Below are 22,104 nucleotides of genomic sequence, written 5' to 3'. Positions count from 1 at the left end.
CACGACCATGAACGAAGATCGAAGTCGCAGCGAACGCCCTCCTGTCCGAACCTTTCCCGAGACAGACGACACACGCGACCACTGGTACGACCGGGTTCTGACCCGGCTGGGCCTGAAACCCCGCGAATCCATCCGCCACGATCTCGAGGACGCCCTCGAGGAATCCGTCGAAGACACGGACTTCTCGCCCCAGGAGCGGGCGATGCTCAAGAACGTGCTCTCCTTCCACCGCATCCGGGTGGAGGACGTGATGGTGCCCCGTGCCGACATCGTGGCCGTGGCCGCCGACACCAATCTGGGCGATCTGCTCAACCTGTTCCGGACAGCGGGCCATTCCCGACTGCCGGTCTATGGCGAGACCCTCGACGATCCCAAGGGGATGGTCCACATCCGGGACTTCCTCGATTTCATCGCCATGCGGGCCGATAGCGGGGCCTCGGAATCGGGAGCGAGCGACGAGGCCCCCCTGCCGAGCCTTGGCCTCATCGACCTGTCGATGGCGCTCTCGTCGGCCAACATCCTGCGCCCGGTCCTCTTCGTGCCGCGCTCCATGCCTGCCATCGATCTCCTGGTGCGGATGCAAGCGACGCGCACCCACATGGCCCTCGTGATCGACGAATACGGCGGCACCGACGGCCTCGTCTCCATCGAGGACCTCGTAGAGATGGTGGTGGGCGACATCGAGGACGAGCACGACGAGGACTCGACCCTCACCATCGTGCAGGCGGCGGAGGGCACCTACATCGCCGATGCCAGGGCCAGCCTCGACGAGGTAAAGGAAACCCTGGGCGTCGATCTCACCGAGGAAGAGGGCGCCGAGGACATCGACACGATCGGTGGCTTCATCGTGACGCTCGCCGGCCGGGTGCCGTCCCGCAGCGAGGTGATCGTGGGACCGGCAGGCCTCGAATTCGAGGTTCTCGATGCGGATCCCCGGCGCGTGAAGCGGCTTCGCATTCTGCGCCGCTCACCGGCCGCCTCGGAGGTGGAGATCAGCGAAGGCCAGCCGCTCGCTCCGCCGCGCCCTGAAAGCGCTGCCGCCGAATGAGGCTGTTGGCGAAGCGCGCTGGCCTTTTACGAGGCTGGCGCCGCTGGCTTGCGGCCTTCACGGCCGGGGCCATCGGTGCCTTGGCCATGCCGCCCTTCGGGTTTCTGCCGGCGCTCGTCCTGTCGCTTGCTCCCGCCATCTGGCTTCTGGACGGGACCATGAAGGAGGGGCCGTCCCGCTTGGCTCCTCTGAAACCGGCGGCGCTGCTGGGCTGGTTCTGGGGCTTCGGCACGTTCGTGGCCGGCCTCTGGTGGCTCGGTGCCGCTTTCCTCGTTGAGGCGGAGGAGTTCGCCTGGGCCATGCCCTTCGGGGTGCTGGGCCTGCCGGCTCTCCTCGCCTTCTTTCCGGCCGCCGGCTTTGCGCTCGCCCGCCTGCTCTGGCTGCCCGATGCCAGGCGCATCCTCGCCTTTGCCTTCGGAATGACCATCGCCGAGTGGCTGCGGGGCCATCTCTTCACGGGCTTTCCCTGGAACAGTCCCGGCATGGCGCTCGGTCAGAATCTCTGGCTGATGCAGTCCGCCTCCCTTGTCGGGCTCTATGGCCTGACTTTCCTGAGCCTCTGCATCGGCGCCGCTCCTGCGGTCCTTCTGACCGGACCGGCAGGCCGCGCACGATGGGCGGTACCGGCCTTGGCGGCGATGATGCTCCTCGGCATGGCCGGCTTCGGCTACTGGCGCCTGCCGGCGGAAGCCTCCGCCACCGTCCGGGATGTGCGCCTGCGCATCATGCAGCCGAATCTCCCGCAAGATGCCAAGTTCAACCCGCGCAACCGCGATGCCATCATGCGGCACTACCTGACCCTGAGCGCGAGACCGGGGAAGGACGGCGCCGCGCCGACGCACATCATATGGCCCGAATCGGCCTTCCCGTTCCTGCTTCATCGCGACCCCGCCTCGCTCGCCCAGATCGGGGCCCTCCTGGAGCCGGGCTCCGTGCTGATCACGGGTGCCGCCCGCATGGACGAACCGTTGCCGGGGGAGGCGGTAGGCAAGTTCTACAACGCGATCCAGGTCATCGACGATCGCGGCACGATTCTGGGCGCCTACGACAAGGTGCATCTGGTCCCCTTCGGCGAGTACGTGCCGAAATTCCTCGATGCCCTGATCAAGGCTTTTGGACTGCGCCAGTTCGTTCACATCCCGGGTGGGTTCGAACCTGCCGACAAGCGCATGACGCTTGCTATTCCGGGATTGCCGCCGGTCGCTGCGACGATCTGCTACGAGGCGATCTTTCCCAACGAGATCCTGGCCGATGGCCCCCGCCCGGATCTCATCCTGAACGTGACCAACGATGCCTGGTTCGGGCAGACGCCCGGACCTTACCAGCATTTCGCTCAGGCCCGCCTGCGCGCCGTGGAGGAAGGCCTGCCGCTGCTGCGCGCAGCCAATACCGGGATCTCCGCTGTGATCGATCCTTATGGACGGATAGTGGATGAACTTCCACTGGGAGTTGAAGGTAACATAAACTCAACTCTACCAGTTGCGGAAGCTGCCACTGTTTACAGCAAAGGGGGCAAGTTTTCTTTGACGGTTACGCTTGTAATCTGCTTAATGCTCCTGGTTGTACGTCGTGGGAAGCATTCAACTTTTCCTTAAGTAACCCATGACCTTGCGTTACAATGGATCCGGTAAGGAAGTGGGGCCTTATGAAGAAATCGACCGGTTCTATCGATATCGAAATCGGCAGCAGAGTTCGTATGCGCCGCATCTCCATCGGCATGAGCCAAGAGAAACTTGGCGATATGCTGGGCCTGACCTTCCAGCAGGTTCAGAAATACGAAAAAGGCATGAACCGGATCAGCGTGGCCCGCCTCGTCGAGATTGCCAAGATCCTGGGAGTCGAGATCGCGTTCTTCTTCGACGGCCTCAAGGGCGGGAAGAGCGGACCGGGCTTCGCAGAGAGCGGCGCGCCCGCCTATGTGGCCGATATGATGTCGACGCCGGAAGGCCTGCAGCTCGTGCGGCATTTTACCGGCATCAAGAACTCCAAAGTCCGCAAAAGCATCGTCCAACTCGTCGCGTCCCTTGCCGGGCAGGAGGAAACGGAACGTTCGGCATAAAGAACGCGTTCGCTTGACCTTTCCTTCAGCCTGCGTCATGAGCATGGTTTAATCCCTGCGGCCGACCGCAGGTTCTGCTTTTCCATTGCCTGAAGGAATTCTGTCGTGCGGCGTTCGAGCTATCTTTTCACGAGCGAATCGGTGTCCGAAGGTCATCCGGACAAGGTCTGCGACCGGATCTCCGATGCCGTCGTCGATGCTTACCTGGCTGCCGAGCCGGAGGCGCGCGTCGCCTGCGAGACGCTTGCCACCACCAACCGCGTCGTCATCGCCGGCGAGGTGCGAGGCCCCGCCTCCATCACCAAGGACAAAGTGATCAGCCTCGCCCGCGACGCCATCAAGGATATCGGCTACGAGCAGGACGGCTTCCATTGGCGCAATGCCGAGGTCGACGTCTATCTGCATGCCCAATCGGCTCATATCGCCCAGGGCGTCGATGCCTCCGGCAACAAGGACGAGGGCGCGGGCGACCAGGGCATCATGTTCGGCTATGCCTGCAACGAGACGCCCGAGCTCATGCCGGCGCCGATCTACTACGCCCACAAGATCCTCGAGAACCTCACCGCCGCCCGTAAAGGCAAGGTGGGCGACGCCGCCAAGCTCGGCCCGGACGCCAAGAGCCAGGTCACCGTGCGCTACGAGAACGGCAAGCCGGTCGCGGCGACCCAGATCGTTCTCTCCACCCAGCACCTGGACGAGAACCTTTCCTCCGAGGACGTGCGCGCCATCGTCGAGCCCACGATCCGCTCGACGCTGCCAGCCGGCTGGATCTCGGCCGACACCATCTGGCACGTGAACCCCACCGGCAAGTTCGTGATCGGCGGCCCCGACGGCGATTGCGGCCTCACCGGCCGCAAGATCATCGTCGACACCTACGGTGGCGCGGCTCCCCACGGCGGCGGCGCCTTCTCAGGAAAAGATCCGACCAAGGTGGACCGCTCGGCGGCCTATGCCGCGCGCTACCTCGCCAAGAACGTGGTGGCTGCCGGCCTCGCCGATAACTGCACCCTGCAGCTAGCCTACGCCATCGGTGTGGCCAAGCCTCTGTCGATCTACGTGGATCTGCATGGCACCGGCAAGGTTGACGAGGGCAAGCTCGAGGCCGTGCTCATGGACGCCATGGACCTCTCGCCCCGCGGCATCCGCACGCATCTGGGCCTCAACCGGCCGATCTATGCCCGCACCTCGGCCTATGGCCATTTCGGCCGCAAGCCGGACGCCGACGGCGGTTTCTCCTGGGAGCGCACGGACCTCGCCGATCGCCTCAAGGCGGCATTCCGCTAAGAACGTCTCCGACAGGCCGAAGAGATTCGGTCATATTGAGATCACCACAAAGAGCCGGTTCCCCGCGAGGAGGACCGGCTCTCAACGTGTTGTCCGATACGAAGACACCTGGTCCATGAACCAGATCGTGCTGTTTTCAGGAGCATCTGTCTGATGAGCGAAGCGAATGAACGGGCCGGCGCCTTCTTCGGGCGCCGGAAAGGCAAGAAGCTTCGCGCCGGCCAGGACGAACTGGTCCAGAATCTTCTGCCCGCGATCCGCGTGATTCCGGGCAGCGACCTTCCCGGCCAGTTTCCGAATAGCCAGGCGCGGGAAACCTGGCTCGAGATCGGCTTCGGCGGCGGCGAGCATCTCGCGGCCCAGGCCCGCGCCCATCGCGATGTGAATTTCATCGGCTGCGAGCCTTTCGTGAACGGCATGGCGAAGCTCTTGGCCGTGATCGAGCACGAGCGTCTCGACAACATCCGGGTCTGGGACGACGACGTCACCGACCTGCTGCCGACCCTGCCCGACGCTTGCCTGGACCGGGTTTACATCCTCTATCCCGACCCCTGGCCCAAGCGCCGGCAGCGCAAGCGCCGCCTCGTCTCGGACGAGAGTTTGGAGATGCTCGCCCGCGTGATGAAGCCGGGCGCCGAGCTGCGCTTTGCCAGCGATATCGACGATTACATCGGCTGGGTGCTCGCCCGGACCCTGCGCTCCCCGCATTTCCGTTGGACCGCAACGCGCGCCGATGACTGGCGGGCTCCTTACGAGGGTTGGCCGGGCACTCGCTACGAGGCCAAGGCGATCCGAGAAGGCCGCGTGCCGAGCTACCTGACCCTCAAACGGGTCTGATTCTCACACGACCGGCTGAGCCACGCGCTCGTCGCTCACCACCCGGCCGTCGACGAGGTGGATGCGCCGGTCCACCCGCGCCGCGATGTCCATGTCGTGCGTGACGGCGATCACCGTCTTGCGGCGCTTGTGCACGAGGTCGCGCAGGATCTGGAAGACCTGCTCCGAACTCTTGCTGTCGAGGCTGCCCGTCGGCTCGTCCGCCAGGACCACATGCGGGTCGTTGGCGAGCGAGCGCGCCACGGCCACCCGCTGGCGCTGGCCGCCGGAGAGCTGGTCCGGGCGCTTGTCGAGATGGCCGGCGAGTCCGAGCTCTTCGAGAAGAGCCGCCGCGCGCTCGCGCATCTCGGCCGATGACAGACGGCCCGCCTTGCGCATGGGCAGCTTCACGTTCTCCAGCAGGGAGAATTCCGGCAGCAGGAAGTGGAACTGGAACACGAAGCCCAGCATCTCGAGCCGCAGCCGCGCGAGCGCATCGTCGTCCATGGCGGACGTATCCTGCCCGGCGATGTTCAAGCTTCCGCTCGTCGGCCGGTCGAGGAGGCCGAGCAGATACAGAAGCGAGGACTTGCCCGAGCCGGACGGGCCAGTGATCGCGATGAACTCCCGCTCGCCCACGCTCATTGTCACGTCCTGCACCAGGGTCACCGGCACGGTGGCAGGCAGGATCCGGGTGAGATGCCGGGCTTCGATGAGCAGCGTCATGTGGCGCCCCGGATGATGTCGACGGGATTGAGCCGCGCCGCCTGGCGTGCCGGGAGATAGCCGGCGACGGCCGAGGCGATGAGCGCGAAGGCCGAGGCGATGACGTAATGCCAGGGGCTCCAGAACAGCGGCAGGCGGGTTAGCTCGCGGCCGATCGCTGCGCCCGAGAGCTTGAACTCCACCTGCGAGAGGGCAAAGCACAGCAGAAAGCCGATCAGCCAGCCGACCAGCGAGCCGGCGGCTCCCAGGGCCAGCCCTTCCACGAGGAAGAGGCGGCGCATGTTCCCTTGCGTGAAGCCCAGCGACTTCAGGATCGCGATATCCCGGGCCTTCTCGTGAGTGATGGTGGAGATGATGTTGAAGATGCCGAAGCCGGCCACCAGCAGGATTGCGCCCACCACCGTGTACATCACCACGTTGCGCACCACGAGGGCTTCGAGGAGGGATTCGTTCGCCTCCTGCCAGGGCACGGCCTTGTAGCCGAGCTCGGCCTCCGCCTGGCGGGCGACCCGCGGCGCCGCCTCCGGATCGGCGAGGCGCAGGCGGATGTCGTTGATGGCATTGGGGCGCTCCGAGAGGATCTGCGCGCTCTTCAGGAGCACATAGGTCTCACCCTCGTCGCGGGCGTTGTTGCCGGTGTGAAACTGCCCGACGATGCGAAAGCCCCGGGACTGGCCGGTGGGTGCGACGACCTGGATCGTGGTGCCCGTCGAGGCGCCGATCCGGCGCGCGAGGGCATCGCCGACGATGATGTTGTTGCCGCCGGCGCGCAGGGCATCGAAGCTGCCCTCCACGAAGTCGCCTGCCACCGACGAGACCCGGACCTCGATCTCCGGCTCGATGCCGATGACCGAGACGCCGACGTCACGGCCCGCATAACGGATCACGCCCTGCGTCCGCAGGCTCTGGGCCATGCTTCCGGGCACCCAGGAGCGCAAGGCGGCCGTGGCGGCAGCAGGATTGAGGATGCCGCGGCGGTCCTCCTTCGGCCGCAGGCCCTCGAACTGCGTGGCGGCGAACAGATCCTCCGCCGGCTGCCGGCGCGCCGTGCGGCGTTCGTCGCTGATCTGCACATGCGGCATGGTGTCGACGAGCTGGGCAATGAAGTCCTTCTCCGTACCCTGCATCAGGGCCGCCATGGCGATGGAGAAGCCGACGCCCAGCGCCACGCCCAGGATCGCCACGAGGGTCTGCCGGCCGCGTCCGGCGATATGGGTCAGGGCGAGTTCGAGGACGAGGCGCATGCTTATCCCCTCTTTTCCGAAACCTTCGTCCCGTCCGTCAGATCATCCGGGAAGGGAGCGATCACCCTGTCCGTTTCGACAAGCCCTTCTTGGATTTGCGTGTGGCCGGTTCCGCGAATGCCGACCTTCACGTCCCGCCGGCGGGCCACGCCGCCTTCGACCACGAAGAGGCTGCCGCTCCGCAGAACGTTGGTGGGAACCAGAAGCGCACCGGACGCGACGCGGACGATCACGTTCACCTCCACCGTCATGCCGATGCGCACGGGTGTGTCCTCCGGCAGGGCCAGGTGAATGCGGTAGGTCTTGGCGACGGGATCGCCCTTGGGCGTGATCGACCCGACCTTGGCCTCCAGCACCTGATCCGGAAAGGCATCGGCCTTGAGGACGGCGCGCTGCCCGACGGCGACGCGGGGGATGTCCTCTTCGTTCACCTCGGCCTCCACCTGGAGGGGCTTGGGCTCTCCCACCCAGAACAGAATCGTCCCGGGCTCGGCCACCTCTCCCACCTCCCCGTCCTGGCGCAGGACGATGCCGCTGACCGGCGCTCGGAGGACATAGGATTCGAGCCGCGTCTCCTGGCCCGCGATGAGAGCCTGGATCTGGCCGTGCTCGCTGCGCGCCCGATCGAGGGCCTGTTCGCTGGCGACCCGGCGCTCCACCAGAGCTGCAACCCGGTCGTAATCGGCAGCGGCGAATTTCTGCCGTGCCCGTAATTCCGCCAGGGTCGCCTCGGGCTGGCGACTGTCGAGGCGGGCGAGTACGGCCCCGCGCTCTACGGCTTCGCCCTCGCAATTGCACAGTTCGATGATCCGCTCCCGCAGCAGGGGCGTCACCTTGGCCCAGATGCGTGGCTCGACGATACCCGTGGCATAGACGATCTCGGCGGCCTCGCCGCGCCTCGGGAGCACGAGAGCGACCTCCTGGGGCCGACTGAAACGCCAGAAGGCGGCGGCTGCCGCCAGCAGAAGAACCAAGAGGATGAGGAGGCGGGACAGCTTCAAGGCACGGCTCCCGAGAGACAGGATTCCCTATCATAGACCAAGCGGTGCCGCGACGGCGCAGCCTTCCGGAGGCAGCTTGGCCTGTCGGGCCGGGTGGGTCGGGCAGGTCTTTTGCATGACTCTTGCTTTTTTGGGCTTGAATCGCTATAAGTTGCACGTCAGCTCTGGTTGCAGCGTCAAGCTGCTGGTCAAGAGTGGGCCCCACCGGGTCCGCTCTTTTTTATTGCTTGAACGCCGGAGCGTGCGGAGAACCATGACGAACGAACGCGACAAGCGGCTGATTACCGAGAACGGCGTAGCCGCCCGAGTGGCGGCCATCGTCGAGCCCGTGATCGAGGATCTGGGCTTCAATCTCGTACGGGTGCGGGTCACCGGCCAAAACGGATGCACGGTGCAGATCATGGCCGAGAGGCCGGACGGCACCATGTCGGTCAGCGATTGCGAGACGGTGAGCCGGGCGATTTCGCCGGTTCTCGACCTCGAAGATCCGATCGACACCGCCTATTACCTCGAAATCTCCTCGCCGGGGATCGATCGCCCGCTCGTGCGGATCAGCGATTTCGAGCGCTGGACCGGCTACGACGCGAAGATCGAGATGGCCGTGCCCTTGGAAGGCCGCAAGCGTTTCCGGGGTTTTCTCCGGGGCGTGGAGAACGGAATGCTCGTTGTCGAGTTGCCGGACGTGAAGGAAGGCCTCGACCCCATCGCGCGCCTGCCCCTGACGGATCTCGGCGAGGCTCACCTCGTTCTGACCGATGACCTCATCCGTGAATCGCTGCGCCGGGGAACCGCGCCGACCACGGACGATCTTGATGAAGACACGGATATGGTCGAAGCGCCCGATGAGCCGCGGGACCCGTCCAACGCATGATCCGGTGAAGTGGACCCCGGTTCACCGACACGATCATGCGCAAACCAAAGGAATATGAGCGGGAGGCCGTGACGGCATCCTGCTCTGAGAAGAAACCGAATTAAGGAGCGACCTCGATGGCTATCAGTGCCAACAGGCTTGAACTCTTGCAGATCGCCGATGCGGTCGCCCGCGAAAAGGTGATCGACAAGCAGATCGTCCTCGACGCGATGGCGGACGCCATCGCCAAGGCGGCCCGGTCCCGCTACGGCGCGGAGACCGACATCCATGCCGAGATCAACGGGAAGACCGGCGAGCTGCGCCTGTCGCGCCACCTCCTCGTGGTCGAGGACGGCGCGGTCGAGAACGATTCCCGCGAGATTACCCTCACCGAGGCCCGCAGCCGACACAACCCGGCCGCCCAGGTGGGTGACGTGATCGCCGATACCCTGCCGCCCTTCGATTTCGGCCGCATCGCGGCGCAGTCGGCCAAGCAGGTAATCGTGCAGAAGGTGCGCGACGCCGAGCGCGACCGCCAGTACCAGGAATACAAGGACCGCATCGGCGAGATCGTGAACGGCGCGGTCAAGCGCGTCGAGTACGGCAACGTGATCGTCGATCTCGGCCGCGGCGAGGCCATCGTCCGCCGCGACGAGCTGATCCCGCGCGAGACCTTCCGCCCCGGCGACCGCGTCCGCGCCTATCTCTTCGACGTGCGCCGCGAGGCCCGTGGGCCGCAGATCTTCCTGTCGCGCACCCATCCGCAGTTCATGGCGAAGCTCTTCGCATCGGAAGTGCCGGAGATCTATGATGGCATCGTCACGGTGCAGGCCGTGGCCCGCGATCCCGGCTCTCGCGCCAAGATCGCCGTGATCTCGCGCGATTCCTCCATCGATCCGGTCGGCGCCTGCGTCGGCATGCGCGGCTCCCGCGTTCAGGCGGTGGTGGGCGAGCTCCAGGGCGAGAAGATCGACATCATTCCCTGGTCCCCCGATCAGGCGACCTTCATCGTCAACGCGCTCCAGCCGGCCGAAGTGGTCAAGGTGGTGCTCGACGAGGAGGCCGACCGCATCGAGGTGGTGGTGCCCGACGACCAGCTCTCGCTCGCCATCGGCCGCCGCGGCCAGAACGTGCGTCTGGCCTCGCAGCTCACCGGCTGGGACATCGACATCCTGACCGAGGCTGAGGAATCGGAGCGCCGCCAGAAGGAATTCGCCGAGCGCACCGAGCTGTTCATGAACGCGCTCGACGTGGACGAGGTGGTAGGCCAGCTCCTTGCCTCGGAAGGCTTCCGCTCGGTCGAGGAGATCGCCTACGTGGACGCGGGCGAAGTGGCCTCCATCGAAGGCTTCGACGAGGATACCGCCGCCGAGATCCAGAGCCGCGCTCAGGAATACCTCTCGCGTATCGAGGCCGAGAACGAAGCCCGCCGCCAGGAGCTGGGCGTTGCCGACGAGCTGAAGGAGATCGACGGCGTCACCAGCGCCATGCTGGTGGCCTTCGGCGAGAACGACATCAAGACGGTCGAGGACTTGGCCGGTTGCGCCACCGACGATCTCTCCGGCTGGACGGAAGGCCGTGGGCCTGAGGCCACTCGCTACAAGGGTGCCCTCGACGGCTTCGACGTGTCCCGTGCGGACGCCGAAAACATGATCATGGCCGCCCGCGTCAAGGCCGGCTGGATCGAGCAGCCGGAAGAGATCGTGGAGACCGAGGGATCGGCCGAAGAGGCCGAGACCGAAGCTCAGCCGTCCTAACGGTCATGGTAAAGCGAGGTCAGCACCCGTGCCGCGGCATGAACCGGAGCGCACCTGCATCGTCACCCGCGAGGCGAAAGGCCCCGCGGAACTGATCCGCTTTGTCCTCGGACCCGACCACCAGGTCGTGCCCGATCTTAAGGCTAAGCTGCCGGGCCGCGGCGTCTGGGTCACGGCCCGCTCCGACATCGTGGAGGAAGCGGCCAAACGCCGCCTCTTCTCCCGCGCCTTCAAGGCCGAGGCCAAGGCTCCCGAGACCCTGGCCCAGGACATCGAGCGCCTTCTCCGGGACGACCTGCGCCAGGGTTTGGCGCTCGCCAACAAGGCGGGCGGGGTGATCACCGGCTTTCACAAAGTCGAGTCGGCGATCACGGATAAACCCATCGTTGCCCTTATTCATGCCGCAGAGGCGGCAGAAGATGGGCGAAGAAAATTAGCGAACCAGTTGCGAAAACGCCTCGGCGACGCAATATCTCACTTTCCGGTCATCCAAGAATTGTCGAATGACGAATTGGATTTGGCATTAGGCCGGACACATGTGATACATGCTGCCCTCGTCGCGGGCGCTGGGAGCGACGGCTTTCTGAACCGCTGGCATCGTTACCGCACCTTTCGCGGCATCGACGCCGATCAAACTGGCCTCGAAAACGAGACCGGCGAACCCACGACTATGAAACCCGCAGGAACTGAGGCGGAATGACCGATACGAAAAACCAGGGCGACAAGACTCTTCATGTGTCGCCCAAGACGCTTTCTCTGAAGCGCCCCGTCGAACAGGGCGTGGTGCGCCAAAGCTTCTCCCATGGCCGATCCAAGTCGGTCGTGGTCGAGACGGTGAAGCGTCGGCCTGCTGTCGGCCCCACCGGGGGCAAGGACGAAAGACCCGCGCCGCAACAGGCCGCGGCTCCCGCGGCTGCGCCCAGGCCGGCTGCCCCGACGCCGAAGCCGGCGGCTCCCGCTCAAGGAGCACGTCCGCAGCGGTCCGCGCCGAACACGCCCCGTTCCGGCGGCATGGTGCTGCAGACGCTCTCCGAGCAGGAGCGCGATGCCCGCATGAACGCGCTCGTCGATGCGCGCCGCCGTGACGAGGAAGACCGCAAAAAGCAGGTCGAAGAGGATGCCCGCCGCGCCGAGCGCGAGGCCGCCGAGGCCAAGGATCGCGAAGCCGCCGAGGCCCGCAAGCGCGAGGAAGACGAGCGCCGTCGCCAGGACGAGGAGCGTAAGCGCCGCGCCGAGGAGGAGGCCCGTCGCCGCTTGGGCGAAGAGGCCCCGCGTCAGGCTCAGAATTCCGCTCCATCAGCCCGAACCGGCGCTCCGCGCCAGGAGGGTGGCCGTTTCGATGGTCCCCGCCCGGATCGCCCGCGTCCCGCCGGGGCCCGCTCCGACGGCCCGCGCCCGAGCGGCCCGCGTTCTGACGGACCCCGCTCGGGTGGCTTCAGCCGTCCAGGCGTCGGAACTACGGGTGGCCGTCCGCCGAGCCTGAACCATATGGCGCGCCCGGCTGCGCCGGTCGTGCCCGATCCGGAAACGGCAAAGCCCCATGCCCGCACGGCTCCGCCCGTTGCCGCCCGCGCTGTCGTGGTGGATGACGACGAGGGTGCACGCACCATCCGTCGTCCGGGCGTTGCGGCAAAGCCCGCGGCTCTGCCGAAGACCCCGAAGGCTGCCCCCGGCGAGGAGAAGCGCCGCGGCCGTCTGACGCTCGCCAACGCGACCTCGGGCGAGGACGAGCGTACCCGCTCGCTCGCTGCCTTCCGTCGTCGCAACCAGCGTCTCATGGGTCACCGCCAGGTGGAACAGAAGGAAAAGATCGCCCGCGAGGTGATCATTCCCGAGACGATCACCATCCAGGAACTCGCCAACCGCATGTCGGAACGCGCCGTGGACGTGATCAAGATGCTGATGAAGCAAGGCCAGATGCACAAGATCACCGACGTGATCGATTCCGATTCAGCCCAGCTGATTGCGGAAGAGCTCGGCCATACGGTGAAGCGCGTTGCTGAATCGGACGTCGAGGAAGGTCTGTTCGATACGCCGGATGTGGACGAGAACCTCGTCACCCGTCCGCCGGTCGTGACCATCATGGGCCACGTCGACCACGGCAAGACCTCGCTGCTCGACGCGATCCGCAAGACCAACGTGGTCTCCGGCGAAGCCGGCGGCATCACCCAGCATATCGGCGCCTATCAGGTGACCTCGCCCCTCGGCGGCAAGATCACCTTCATCGACACACCCGGCCACGCCGCCTTCACGGCCATGCGCGCCCGTGGCGCCAAGGTGACGGATATCGTCGTGCTGGTGGTGGCGGCCGATGATGGCGTCATGCCGCAGACCATCGAGGCCATCAACCACGCGCAGGCGGCCGGCGTGCCGCTGATCGTGGCGATTAACAAGATCGACAAGCCCGACGCCAACCCGCAGCGGGTTCGCACCGAGCTGCTGCAGCACTCCATCGTCGTCGAGTCGATGGGCGGCGAAACCCTCGAATTCGAGGTCTCCGCCAAGACGCGGGACGGTCTCGAGACCCTGCTCGAAGGTCTCCAGCTCCAGGCCGAAATCCTCGAGCTCAAGGCCAATGCCGAGCGCTCGGCGGAAGGCACCGTCATCGAGGCGAAGCTCGATCGCGGCCGTGGTCCCGTGGCCACCGTGCTCGTGCAGCGCGGAACGCTACGCACCGGCGACATCGTCGTGGCCGGTGCAGAATGGGGCCGCGTGCGCGCCCTGATCAACGATCTCGGCGCCAACGTGAAGGAGGCAGGTCCCTCCGTCCCGGTCGAGGTTCTGGGCTTCAACGGCACTCCGGAAGCCGGCGACCGCGTGGCGGTGGTCGAGTCGGAGGCCCGCGCCCGCGAGGTCACCGAGTACCGCACCCGCCAGAAGCGCGAGCGTCAGGCCGCCCGCATGGGCTCGGCCGGACGGACGCTGGCCGACATGATGCACGACCTCAAGGCCGGAGCGGGCCGCAAGGAATTCCCGCTCGTGGTCCGGGCCGACGTGCAGGGCTCGGCGGAAGCCATCGTCGGCGCGCTGGAAAAGGTGGGCAACGAGGAAGTCGCCGCCCGCATCATCCAGGCCGGCGTCGGCGGCATCTCGGAATCCGATGTCACCCTGGCGGAAGCATCGAACGCCATCATCCTCGCCTTCAACGTGCGTGCCCATAAGGAAGCGCGCGAGGCGGCCGAGCGTGCCGGCATCGAGATCCGCTACTACAACATCATCTACGACCTCGTGGATGACGTGAAGGCGGCGATGTCAGGTCTGCTCGCTCCGACGCTCCGCGAGGAGCGGCTCGGCGAGGCGCAGATCCTCGAGGTGTTCAACGTCTCGAAGGTCGGCAAGATCGCCGGCTGCCGCGTCCTCGACGGCGTGGTGCAGCGCGGCGCCCATGTCCGCCTGATCCGCGACAACGTGGTGATCCACGAAGGCAGGCTCTCGCAGCTCAAGCGCTTCAAGGATGATGCCCGCGAGGTCACGTCCGGTCAGGAATGCGGCATGTCCTTCGAGAACTACCAGGACATGCGCGTCGGCGACCTGATCGAATGCTACCGCGTGGAAGAGGTGAAGCGGTCGCTGTAAGGCGTCGTTTCGCTCCTCATTCCTGAAACAATGCGTCGTCACCGGGCTTGTCCCGGTGATCTCGCTTTGATGGGCTTGAATTTTCACAGAATCGAGAGGCTGGGCCCGACCCGGCCATTCATCTCGCAATGGTCCGGTCCAACCCCGGAGACAAACAATGGCCAAACGTTTCGAACAAACCACTGGACCCACCCAGCGCCAGCAGCGCGTCGCCGAGCTCGTGCGTCACGCGCTCGCCGAGGTCCTCTCCCGCGGCGATCTGCAGGACGACGTGCTGACGAAGAACGTCATCACGATCCCCGAAGTGCGCATGTCGCCGGACCTCAAGCTCGCCACCGCCTATGTCATGCCGCTGGGCGGCCGGGACGAGGAAGCCGTGCTCAAGGCCCTCGACAAGAACAGGAAGCTGCTGCGCCAGGAGGTCGCCCGCCGGGTGAACTTGAAATTCGCGCCCGATCTTCGCTTCCGCCGCGACGAGAGCTTCGATGAGGCCGCCCGCATCGACGCGCTGCTGCGCTCCGAGCGCGTCGCCCGCGACACCGTCAGGCCCGACCTCTCCGACGAGGACAGCGAGTCAGAGCGATGAGCGAGGAACGCCCGCAGCGGAGGCCGCACGGCGACCGCCCGAAGAAGCGCGACGTCAACGGATGGATCATCCTCGACAAAGGCGTCGGCATGACCTCGACCCATGCGGTCGCCGTGGTCAAGCGCGGCCTCTCCGCCAAGAAGGCGGGACATGCCGGCACCCTCGACCCGCTCGCCTCCGGCATCCTGCCGATTGCGCTGGGCGAGGCGACCAAGACCGTGCCCTTCGTCATGGACGGACGCAAATCCTACGTGTTCACCATCGCCTGGGGCGCGGAGACGACGACGGACGACACCGAGGGCGAGATCGTCGAGCGCACGGACAAGCTGCCGGACCCGGTCGAGATCGAAGCTCACCTGCCCCGTTTCACCGGACAGGTGCAGCAGGTGCCGCCGCGTTTCTCCGCCATCAAGATCGCCGGCGAGCGCGCCTATGACCTTGCCCGCGATGGCGAGGTGGTGGAGCTGCAGCCCCGCACGGTCGAGATTGATCGCCTCTCCCTGATCCACCATGAGGGCAACCGCTCGGTGATCGAGGCCGATTGCGGCAAGGGCACCTATGTGCGCGCCATCGCCCGCGATCTCGGCCGAGCGCTCGGCTGCCTCGGCCACATCGCGGCCCTGCGGCGCACCCGCGTCGGACCGTTCACGGAGCATGATGCCGTGACAGTGGACGACGTCGCCGCCGATCCGGCGGCTTTGCGCCCGGTCGAAACCGCTTTGAACGAGATCCCTGCGATTGCGGTCAGCCGCGATATGGCCGCCCGCCTGATGCGTGGCCAGTCGATCATTCTGCGCGGCCGCGAAGCGCCGCTCTCAGGAAAAGTCTATGCCACCTGCAACGGCGTGCTCGTCGCCGTGGGCGATGTGGAGCGCGGTGAGCTCGTGCCGCACCGGGTGTTCAATCTGGGGGTTTGATCATCCTCAAGCGTCATCCCCGGACTTGTTCCGGGGATCCACGTCTTTACGCCCTTAAAACGTGGATGGCCGGGACAAGCCCGGCCATGACGAAGATTTCGGATAAAAGCTTATCGGTCAGCCTTCAGCCCCTGCGCCGAGCGTGTCAGGAACTTCTGGGTGATCGGCTCGATCATGTCGTGGATCGCCTGGGCTGTCTTCTGCTCCTCCCGCAGGCTCTCCTGGAGAGCCGGGATGAACTTCTGGTTCCCGGACGCCTCGGCCATGACGATCAGCGACTTGTACGACGCGATCTCGAAGTTTTCGAAGGCGTGGTTGGCGAAGGTGTTCTTGAGCACCTCATCGGCCATCGGCATGTGGCCGGCGGCGGCCAGGTTGGCCATGAACTGGGTGGCCATGTCCTTCAGGATCGAGCGGTCCGCACCGAAGGAGTGCAGCATCTCGTCAAGACGGCGGATCTGGCCTTCCGTCTCGGTGATGTGCCGGCGCAGGAGGTCCGACATTTCCGGATAGTTCTCGAACCGCTCGACCTGCCGCTCCATGAGCTGGATGGCTTGCTTCTCGAGGGCGTGGGCATTTTCGAGGCCGGTGATGAAGATGTTCCGGATGTCTTCCGAAGACGTAAGGTCGGCCATGCCTGTGGTGGCACTCATGATATCAGCTTCCTGTATTGGGGATGTCTGCTTCACCAACAGCAGCCGCGAAAACTTGTTCCGGCCAGCCTTGCCGAACGGGAGCATCCTATTGCCCCGCTTGGGAAAAATGATTTCTCTGGCACTTCACCGCTTTTCGTGTATGGTGCGCCATCTTTTCGGAGGCTTTTAAGCCCTGAAAGACGCGTCCTGGTTCGGACCGCGCTGGACGACATCCCGGCCCGGCCCTTCCGGACGAACCGGACCCGAAGCCTGAAGGGCTAAAAGGTCTCCTGACAAAACCAACCTGAAAGGACTGACGATGTCGATTACGGCTGAGCGCAAGAACGCGCTTGTGAAGGAATTCGCCCAGAAGGCTGGCGATACCGGCTCCCCCGAGGTGCAGGTCGCGATCCTCACCGAGCGGATCAACAACCTGACCGGGCACTTCAAGAGCCACACGAAGGACAACCATTCCCGTCGTGGTCTCCTGAAGATGGTGTCGGCCCGCCGTTCGCTTCTCGACTATCTGAAGAAGAAGGACGAGAGCCGCTACAAGACCCTGATCGAGAAGCTCGGCATCCGCCGCTAAGCTTTTCAAAGACTTCCGTCCGGAGCCCGGCTCCGGACGGCCTCTGCACCGGTTTGGACCATAGGGTCCCGGTGTTCTCGAAGGAGGCGGCAGACGCGATGACCATGGCAGGATCGCAAGGGGCTTACGCAGGCGGGCCAAACCCGCTGCCGAGCCTCTTGCCGTCTTGCTCATGGCATCGAGCCCCCGCCCCTGCTGTCATGAAAGACGAAAAAGCATGTTCGATATTCAACGCGAAGAACTGATCTGGGCCGGGCGCAAGCTCGTGCTCGAAACGGGCAAGATGGCCCGCCAGGCCGACGGCGCCGTCGTCGCCACCTACGGCGAGACCACCGTTCTCGCCACCGTCGTCTCGGCCAAGGAGCCGAAGCCCGGTTTCGATTTCTTCCCGCTCACGGTGAACTACCAGGAGCGCACCTATGCCGCCGGCCGCATCCCGGGCGGCTACTTTAAGCGCGAAGGCCGTCCGACCGAGAAGGAGACCCTGGTCTCCCGCCTCATCGACCGCCCGATCCGCCCCCTCTTCGTCGAGGGTTACAAGAACGACACCCAGGTTGTCGTGACCGTGCTCTCGCATGATCTTGAGAACGATCCCGACATCGTCGGCATGGTGGCGGCATCCGCTGCCCTCACCCTCTCCGGCGTGCCCTTCATGGGCCCGGTGGGCGCGGCCCGCGTCGGCTATATCGGCGGCCAGTACAAGCTGAACCCGCCGCTGCAGGAGATGGACCAGACCTCCCTCGACCTCGTGGTCGCCGGCACCGCCGACGCCGTGCTCATGGTCGAGTCCGAGGCGAAGGAGCTGGCGGAAGACGTGATGCTCGGCGCCGTGATGTTCGGCCACAAGCACTTCCAGCCGGTGATCGAGGCCATCATCCGCCTCGCCGAGAAGGCCGCCAAGGAGCCGCGCGACTATCAGCCGGCCGATATGTCCGAGGTGGAGAAGGCCGTTCTCGAAATCGCCGAGAAGGACCTGCGCGAAGCGTACAAGCTCACCAAGAAGCAGGACCGCTATGCCGCCGTCGACGCCGTCAAGGTGAAGGTGATGGAAGCGCTCTGCCCGGCCGAAGGCGAGGCCCGTTTCGAGGCTGAGAAGGTCAAGGCGGTCTTCAAGGAGGCCCAGGCCAAGGTCGTGCGCTGGAACATCCTCGATACCGGCACCCGCATCGACGGCCGCGATCTCAAGACCGTGCGTCAGATCCAGTCGGAAGTCGGCATTCTGCCGCGCACCCACGGCTCGGCCGTGTTCACCCGCGGCGAGACCCAGGCGCTGGTCGTGACCACGCTCGGCACCGGCGAGGACGAGCAGTTCATCGACCAGTTGGAGGGCACCCGCAAGGAAACCTTCCTGCTGCACTACAACTTCCCGCCCTATTCCGTCGGCGAGACGGGCCGCATGGGCTCGCCTGGCCGCCGCGAAATCGGCCACGGCAAGCTCGCCTGGCGCGCCATCCACCCGATGCTTCCGGCGGCTCACGACTTCCCCTACACGATCCGCGTCGTGTCGGAGATCACCGAGTCGAACGGCTCCTCGTCGATGGCCTCCGTCTGCGGCGCTTCGCTGGCGCTGATGGATGCGGGCGTGCCGCTGCGCCGTCCGGTGGCGGGCATCGCCATGGGCCTCATCCTCGAGGGTGAGCGCTATGCGGTCCTGTCAGACATCCTCGGCGACGAGGACCACCTCGGCGACATGGACTTCAAGGTGGCCGGAACCGAGCAGGGCATCACCTCGCTCCAGATGGACATCAAGATCGCCGGCATCACGGAAGAGATCATGCGCGTGGCGCTGGACCAGGCTCAGGCCGGCCGCACGCACATCCTCGCCGAGATGAACAAGGCACTGACCGCACCGCGCGCCGAGCTCGGCGAGCATGCCCCGCGCATCGAGACCATGCAGATCCCGGTCGACAAGATCCGTGAAGTCATCGGTTCGGGCGGCAAGGTCATCCGCGAGATCGTGGAGAAGACCGGCGCCAAGATCGACATCAACGACGACGGCCTGATCAAGATCGCGTCCGCCGACGGCAAGTCGATCAAGGCGGCCTATAACTGGATCCGTTCCATCGTGGCCGAGCCCGAGATCAACACGATCTACGAGGGCACGGTGGTGAAGGTGATGGAATTCGGCGCCTTCGTGAACTTCTTCGGTTCCCGCGACGGCCTCGTGCACATCTCGGAGCTCGCCAAGAACCGCGTCGGCAAGGTTACCGATGTGGTCAAGGAAGGCGACAAGGTGAAGGTGAAGTTCCTAGGCATGGACGAGCGCGGCAAGGTCCGTCTTTCCATGAAGGTGGTCAACCAGGAGACCGGCGAGGACATCACCGAGCAGCTCAAGGCCGAACGCGACGCCGAGCGCAACCAGCGCGACCAGCAGAAGGCTGCGGGGGAGTAATTGCATTAAGCCTGACTAAGAATGGAGAAAGCGCGGCTCTCGCCGCGCTTTTTTGTTGCTCCAATGAAATATTGCTGGAGATCAGCGCACAAGGCTCCCCACCTCCGGAATGATCCAGCTCCCCAGCGGTGCCGCGCGGCCGCGGATGGAGACGATCTGGCGGTTGCGGTCGGAGAGGTCGAGGCCGGCGCGGGTGGCGAGGTCCTCGGAGATCACGAGCTCCACGTCGAGCTCCTTGGCAAGACCCTCCAGGCGGCTCGCCGCATTGATGGTGTCGCCCACCGCCGTGAGGCTCGTGGCCTGGCCGTAGCCCATCTGCCCGACGATGGCGGGGCCCGCATGAAGGCTCATGGCGATTCGCAGAGGATGCTCGAACTCGCTGGCATAATCCTCGTTGAGGCGGGCGAGCCCCGCCTTGATCCTGAGCGCCGCGTCCAGTGCCTGCTTGGCGGCCTCCTGCGGAGTCGTGCTCAGGCCGAACAGGGCCAGCACCCCGTCGCCGATGAACTTGTCGATATAGCCGCCCGCATCCTCCACCGCCTCGCCCACCGCCTCGAAGTAGCGGTTGAGGATGAACACCGTGTCGAAGGGCAGGCGCTTCTCGGTGAGGCTGGTGAAGCCGCGCAGGTCGCAGAACAGCACCGCGACCTCCCGTTCCTGCCCCTGGGCCCGGCCGCCGCGCACCAGGGCAGTCACGCCGTTGCGTCCGGTGGACAGGATCGGCACGACGGTGATCTCGCGGACCGGCCTGAACTGGCAGGCGAGCCTGACATTGGGGCCCGCCTTGATGCGCGCGAGCGTGCCCCGCTCCTGGGCGGTGGGCGGCGGCTGGTCCTGCAAGCCGTCGAGTACCCTCACCCGGCAGGTGGAGCAGCGCCCCCGCCCGCCGCAGACCGAGATGTGCGGGATTCCGGCGGTGCGGCTGGCCTCCAGCACGCTGAACCCCGCCGGCACGGTGACGACCTGATCGTTGGGGTAGCGGATGCGGACCCGCCGCGACCATAAGTTAGCGCTGCGAACGATGCGGCCGGCGATCGTCAAGGCCAGAAGACCGCCGAAGAAAGCATAGAGGCCCGGACCCATCAGGGGCAGGATGTTGGAGGTGGGAGCCGGGGGCGTGGCAAACCGCTCCGGCGCCTCGGCGATCTCCCGGCCTGCCTCCGCGAAGCCGAGCAGGGCGAGGACGGGGACGAGCACGGCTCCCGTGTAGAGAAGCAGCGCGTAAGCGGGAAACCAGGGTTTCGGGCGCAGCCAGAAATAGATCCCGAGGCATCCGTGCAGCCAGGCGATGACGAGGGCCGCGGCTTGTCGGGCGCCGATCTCGGGGCTGAGGAGCCAGAGGTTGCGGACCACCTCGGGATAGCCGGAATTATGCCCGGTCAAAGCCCATTCGATTCGGGTTCCCACCACATGCCCGATCAGGAGGAAGGGCAGACTCACGCCGAGGATCAGCTGCGCCGCCTCGCGGAGGGGCATCCGCAGGGTGCGGCGCCGGTAGAGCGCCTGCAGAGCGAGCAGGAAGTGCAGAAGAAGGGAGCCGTAAAGGAGGACCGTACTGATCGGGTTGCGCCACAGCCGGTTGAACCAGGCGCGCCCGGCTTCCATCGCCTCGACGGAGACGAGCCCGAGGGCATGGTTGCTGAAATGGGTGAGGAGAAAGGCGGCAAGCACGAGGCCCGAGATCAGGCGGATTTCCCGCCAGGGAATCGGGGTTCCGGGCAAAGCCGCCTCGGATGCAGGTTTTGTGCTGGTTTGCTTCATGGGCGGATGAGAGGTCACGATCCTGCATCTGTGGCGGGCATCGGGTATGCAGGTGCAGCCCCTCTCGCCAAAGTCAAATCACACCTCCTAGACTGGGCTTTGAATCAGTTTATTCCCAGGACAGCGGAAACACGCCTCGAATCATGCCCCACACCATCACTACCCTCTCCGAACTCGAAGCCCATTACGGCGAGGTCAACCAGGCCTCGCTCCGGAAGGAGACGGACCGGCTCGTGCCGGAATACCGCGCCCTGATTGAGGCGGCGCCCTTCGCGGCGCTGGCGACACGCGGGCCGGAGGGGCTCGACTGCTCGCCCCGCGGCGATGGACCGGGCTTCGTGCGCATCCGGGACGACAAGACCCTGCTCCTGCCGGACCGGCGCGGCAACAACCGCATCGATTCGCTGAAAAACATCGTGCGCGACCCGAGCGTCGCCCTGCTCTTCCTGATTCCCGGCATCGGCGAGACCCTGCGCGTGAACGGGCAGGCAGTGATTTCCGTCGAGCCGGGCCTGCTCGAGAGCTTTTCCATCGATGGCAAGCCGCCGAGATCCGTGATCGTGATCACCGTCGACACGGTGTTTTTCCAGTGCGCCCGCGCGATCCTGCGCTCCGAGCTGTGGAATCCGGAGCGGCACGTGGCGCGCGCGAGCCTGCCGAGCGCAGGGCAGATCCTGGCAGCTTTGACGAACGACGAGGTCGACGGCGAGGCCTACGACAAGGCGTTGCCGGAACGGCAGCGCACAACTCTTTACTGATGGTCATTTCATCGAGCGCATCGTTGGAAGCGCTGAACCGGGACCCCTTTTGCGCACGATGCGCTTGACCTCAAGCGCCCTGCCCCCGAAAAGACAAGTCTCGTT

Annotated in this window: 19 protein-coding genes; 14 read left to right on the top strand and 5 right to left on the bottom strand. The window is 65.5% G+C overall.

What is annotated here, in order from left to right; translation table 11 throughout:
- The first annotated feature begins 7 nt into the window (after positions 1-7).
- The 5 genes from ILT44_RS10350 to trmB all read left to right on the top strand — a co-directional run bounded on the left by ILT44_RS10350 (position 8) and on the right by trmB (position 5,228).
- Positions 8-1,048, top strand: a complete 1,041-nt coding sequence (locus ILT44_RS10350; RefSeq protein WP_204239493.1) for a hemolysin family protein — start codon at positions 8-10, stop codon at positions 1,046-1,048.
- Positions 1,045-2,643, top strand: a complete 1,599-nt coding sequence (gene lnt / locus ILT44_RS10345) for an apolipoprotein N-acyltransferase (protein ID WP_239468063.1) — start codon at positions 1,045-1,047, stop codon at positions 2,641-2,643. The genes ILT44_RS10350 and lnt overlap by 4 nt, the downstream gene beginning before the upstream one ends.
- A gap of 50 nt (positions 2,644-2,693) precedes the next feature.
- Positions 2,694-3,107, top strand: a complete 414-nt coding sequence (locus tag ILT44_RS10340) for a helix-turn-helix domain-containing protein (protein WP_204239491.1) — start codon at positions 2,694-2,696, stop codon at positions 3,105-3,107.
- 105 nt (positions 3,108-3,212) lie between these two features.
- Positions 3,213-4,391 carry a methionine adenosyltransferase gene (gene metK, locus ILT44_RS10335; RefSeq protein ID WP_204239490.1) on the top strand — a complete coding sequence of 393 codons (1,179 nt, stop codon included), beginning with the start codon at positions 3,213-3,215 and terminating at the stop codon, positions 4,389-4,391.
- 153 nt (positions 4,392-4,544) lie between these two features.
- Entirely contained in the window at positions 4,545-5,228 is a 684-nt protein-coding gene (trmB, locus tag ILT44_RS10330; protein WP_204239489.1) for a tRNA (guanine(46)-N(7))-methyltransferase TrmB, read from the top strand.
- A gap of 3 nt (positions 5,229-5,231) precedes the next feature.
- On the opposite strand, the gene ILT44_RS10325 is transcribed toward trmB, so the two are convergent.
- From ILT44_RS10325 to ILT44_RS10315, 3 genes are read right to left on the bottom strand one after another with little or no spacing between them, the layout of a single operon-like run.
- On the bottom strand, positions 5,232-5,933 hold the full coding sequence (locus ILT44_RS10325) for an ABC transporter ATP-binding protein (RefSeq protein ID WP_204239488.1): 702 nt from the start codon (positions 5,931-5,933) through the stop codon (positions 5,232-5,234).
- A complete protein-coding gene (locus tag ILT44_RS10320; RefSeq protein ID WP_204239487.1) occupies positions 5,930-7,177 on the bottom strand; it encodes an ABC transporter permease in 1,248 nt (415 codons plus the stop codon). The genes ILT44_RS10325 and ILT44_RS10320 overlap by 4 nt, the downstream gene beginning before the upstream one ends.
- Before the next feature lie 2 nt (positions 7,178-7,179).
- Positions 7,180-8,178 carry an efflux RND transporter periplasmic adaptor subunit gene (locus ILT44_RS10315; protein WP_204239486.1) on the bottom strand — a complete coding sequence of 333 codons (999 nt, stop codon included), beginning with the start codon at positions 8,176-8,178 and terminating at the stop codon, positions 7,180-7,182.
- Positions 8,179-8,431: 253 nt separating this feature from the next.
- On the opposite strand from ILT44_RS10315, the gene rimP reads away from it, so the two are divergent.
- The 6 genes from rimP (at position 8,432) to truB (ending at position 15,864) form a co-directional block, all read left to right on the top strand.
- Positions 8,432-9,049: a ribosome maturation factor RimP gene (gene rimP, locus ILT44_RS10310; RefSeq protein WP_204239485.1), complete on the top strand. Its 618-nt coding sequence runs from the start codon at positions 8,432-8,434 to the stop codon at positions 9,047-9,049.
- Between the two features lie 116 nt (positions 9,050-9,165).
- On the top strand, positions 9,166-10,785 hold the full coding sequence (gene nusA / locus ILT44_RS10305; protein WP_204239484.1) for a transcription termination factor NusA: 1,620 nt from the start codon (positions 9,166-9,168) through the stop codon (positions 10,783-10,785).
- Between the two features lie 28 nt (positions 10,786-10,813).
- A complete protein-coding gene (locus tag ILT44_RS10300; RefSeq protein WP_204239483.1) occupies positions 10,814-11,485 on the top strand; it encodes an RNA-binding protein in 672 nt (223 codons plus the stop codon).
- Positions 11,482-14,361 carry a translation initiation factor IF-2 gene (gene infB / locus ILT44_RS10295; RefSeq protein ID WP_204239482.1) on the top strand — a complete coding sequence of 960 codons (2,880 nt, stop codon included), beginning with the start codon at positions 11,482-11,484 and terminating at the stop codon, positions 14,359-14,361. The genes ILT44_RS10300 and infB overlap by 4 nt, the downstream gene beginning before the upstream one ends.
- Before the next feature lie 157 nt (positions 14,362-14,518).
- Positions 14,519-14,947 (top strand): 30S ribosome-binding factor RbfA, encoded by a 429-nt coding sequence (rbfA, locus tag ILT44_RS10290; RefSeq protein WP_204239481.1) that lies wholly within the window; start codon positions 14,519-14,521, stop codon positions 14,945-14,947.
- On the top strand, positions 14,944-15,864 hold the full coding sequence (truB, locus tag ILT44_RS10285) for a tRNA pseudouridine(55) synthase TruB (RefSeq protein WP_204239480.1): 921 nt from the start codon (positions 14,944-14,946) through the stop codon (positions 15,862-15,864). Before rbfA ends, truB begins: the two co-directional genes overlap by 4 nt.
- Positions 15,865-15,974: 110 nt before the next feature.
- On the opposite strand, the gene ILT44_RS10280 is transcribed toward truB, so the two are convergent.
- A complete protein-coding gene (locus ILT44_RS10280; protein WP_204239479.1) occupies positions 15,975-16,517 on the bottom strand; it encodes a ferritin-like domain-containing protein in 543 nt (180 codons plus the stop codon).
- A gap of 301 nt (positions 16,518-16,818) precedes the next feature.
- Here ILT44_RS10280 and rpsO point away from each other — a divergent pair, with 301 nt between their 5' ends.
- Both rpsO and pnp read left to right on the top strand, forming a co-directional pair.
- Complete coding sequence (gene rpsO, locus ILT44_RS10275) at positions 16,819-17,088, top strand: 30S ribosomal protein S15 (protein WP_204239478.1); 270 nt, start codon at positions 16,819-16,821, stop codon at positions 17,086-17,088.
- 217 nt (positions 17,089-17,305) lie between these two features.
- Complete coding sequence (gene pnp, locus ILT44_RS10270) at positions 17,306-19,480, top strand: polyribonucleotide nucleotidyltransferase (protein WP_204239477.1); 2,175 nt, start codon at positions 17,306-17,308, stop codon at positions 19,478-19,480.
- 81 nt (positions 19,481-19,561) lie between these two features.
- On the opposite strand, the gene ILT44_RS10265 is transcribed toward pnp, so the two are convergent.
- Positions 19,562-21,202 (bottom strand): adenylate/guanylate cyclase domain-containing protein, encoded by a 1,641-nt coding sequence (locus tag ILT44_RS10265; protein WP_239468062.1) that lies wholly within the window; start codon positions 21,200-21,202, stop codon positions 19,562-19,564.
- A gap of 182 nt (positions 21,203-21,384) precedes the next feature.
- Here ILT44_RS10265 and ILT44_RS10260 point away from each other — a divergent pair, with 182 nt between their 5' ends.
- Positions 21,385-21,999 (top strand): pyridoxamine 5'-phosphate oxidase family protein, encoded by a 615-nt coding sequence (locus ILT44_RS10260; protein ID WP_204239475.1) that lies wholly within the window; start codon positions 21,385-21,387, stop codon positions 21,997-21,999.
- The last annotated feature ends 105 nt before the right edge of the window (positions 22,000-22,104 follow it).

Source organism: Microvirga arvi, assembly GCF_016892765.1.
GTDB lineage: Bacteria > Pseudomonadota > Alphaproteobacteria > Rhizobiales > Beijerinckiaceae > Microvirga > Microvirga arvi.
Note: the sequence above shows the minus strand (reverse complement) of the source record. Positions and strands in the feature narration are given on the sequence as shown.

What these genes read in the sequence shown, in the direction of transcription:
- ILT44_RS10320 (WP_204239487.1), bottom strand. Translation starts at nt 7,177, where the DNA reads ATGCGCCTCGTCCTCGAACTCGCCCTGACCCATATCGCCGGACGCGGC.
- ILT44_RS10260 (WP_204239475.1), top strand. Translation starts at nt 21,385, where the DNA reads ATGCCCCACACCATCACTACCCTCTCCGAACTCGAAGCCCATTACGGC.
- ILT44_RS10340 (WP_204239491.1), top strand. Translation starts at nt 2,694, where the DNA reads ATGAAGAAATCGACCGGTTCTATCGATATCGAAATCGGCAGCAGAGTT.
- nusA (WP_204239484.1), top strand. Translation starts at nt 9,166, where the DNA reads ATGGCTATCAGTGCCAACAGGCTTGAACTCTTGCAGATCGCCGATGCG.
- lnt (WP_239468063.1), top strand. Translation starts at nt 1,045, where the DNA reads ATGAGGCTGTTGGCGAAGCGCGCTGGCCTTTTACGAGGCTGGCGCCGC.
- rpsO (WP_204239478.1), top strand. Translation starts at nt 16,819, where the DNA reads ATGTCGATTACGGCTGAGCGCAAGAACGCGCTTGTGAAGGAATTCGCC.
- rbfA (WP_204239481.1), top strand. Translation starts at nt 14,519, where the DNA reads ATGGCCAAACGTTTCGAACAAACCACTGGACCCACCCAGCGCCAGCAG.
- trmB (WP_204239489.1), top strand. Translation starts at nt 4,545, where the DNA reads ATGAGCGAAGCGAATGAACGGGCCGGCGCCTTCTTCGGGCGCCGGAAA.
- ILT44_RS10350 (WP_204239493.1), top strand. Translation starts at nt 8, where the DNA reads ATGAACGAAGATCGAAGTCGCAGCGAACGCCCTCCTGTCCGAACCTTT.
- rimP (WP_204239485.1), top strand. Translation starts at nt 8,432, where the DNA reads ATGACGAACGAACGCGACAAGCGGCTGATTACCGAGAACGGCGTAGCC.
- pnp (WP_204239477.1), top strand. Translation starts at nt 17,306, where the DNA reads ATGTTCGATATTCAACGCGAAGAACTGATCTGGGCCGGGCGCAAGCTC.
- ILT44_RS10325 (WP_204239488.1), bottom strand. Translation starts at nt 5,933, where the DNA reads ATGACGCTGCTCATCGAAGCCCGGCATCTCACCCGGATCCTGCCTGCC.
- ILT44_RS10280 (WP_204239479.1), bottom strand. Translation starts at nt 16,517, where the DNA reads ATGAGTGCCACCACAGGCATGGCCGACCTTACGTCTTCGGAAGACATC.
- infB (WP_204239482.1), top strand. Translation starts at nt 11,482, where the DNA reads ATGACCGATACGAAAAACCAGGGCGACAAGACTCTTCATGTGTCGCCC.
- truB (WP_204239480.1), top strand. Translation starts at nt 14,944, where the DNA reads ATGAGCGAGGAACGCCCGCAGCGGAGGCCGCACGGCGACCGCCCGAAG.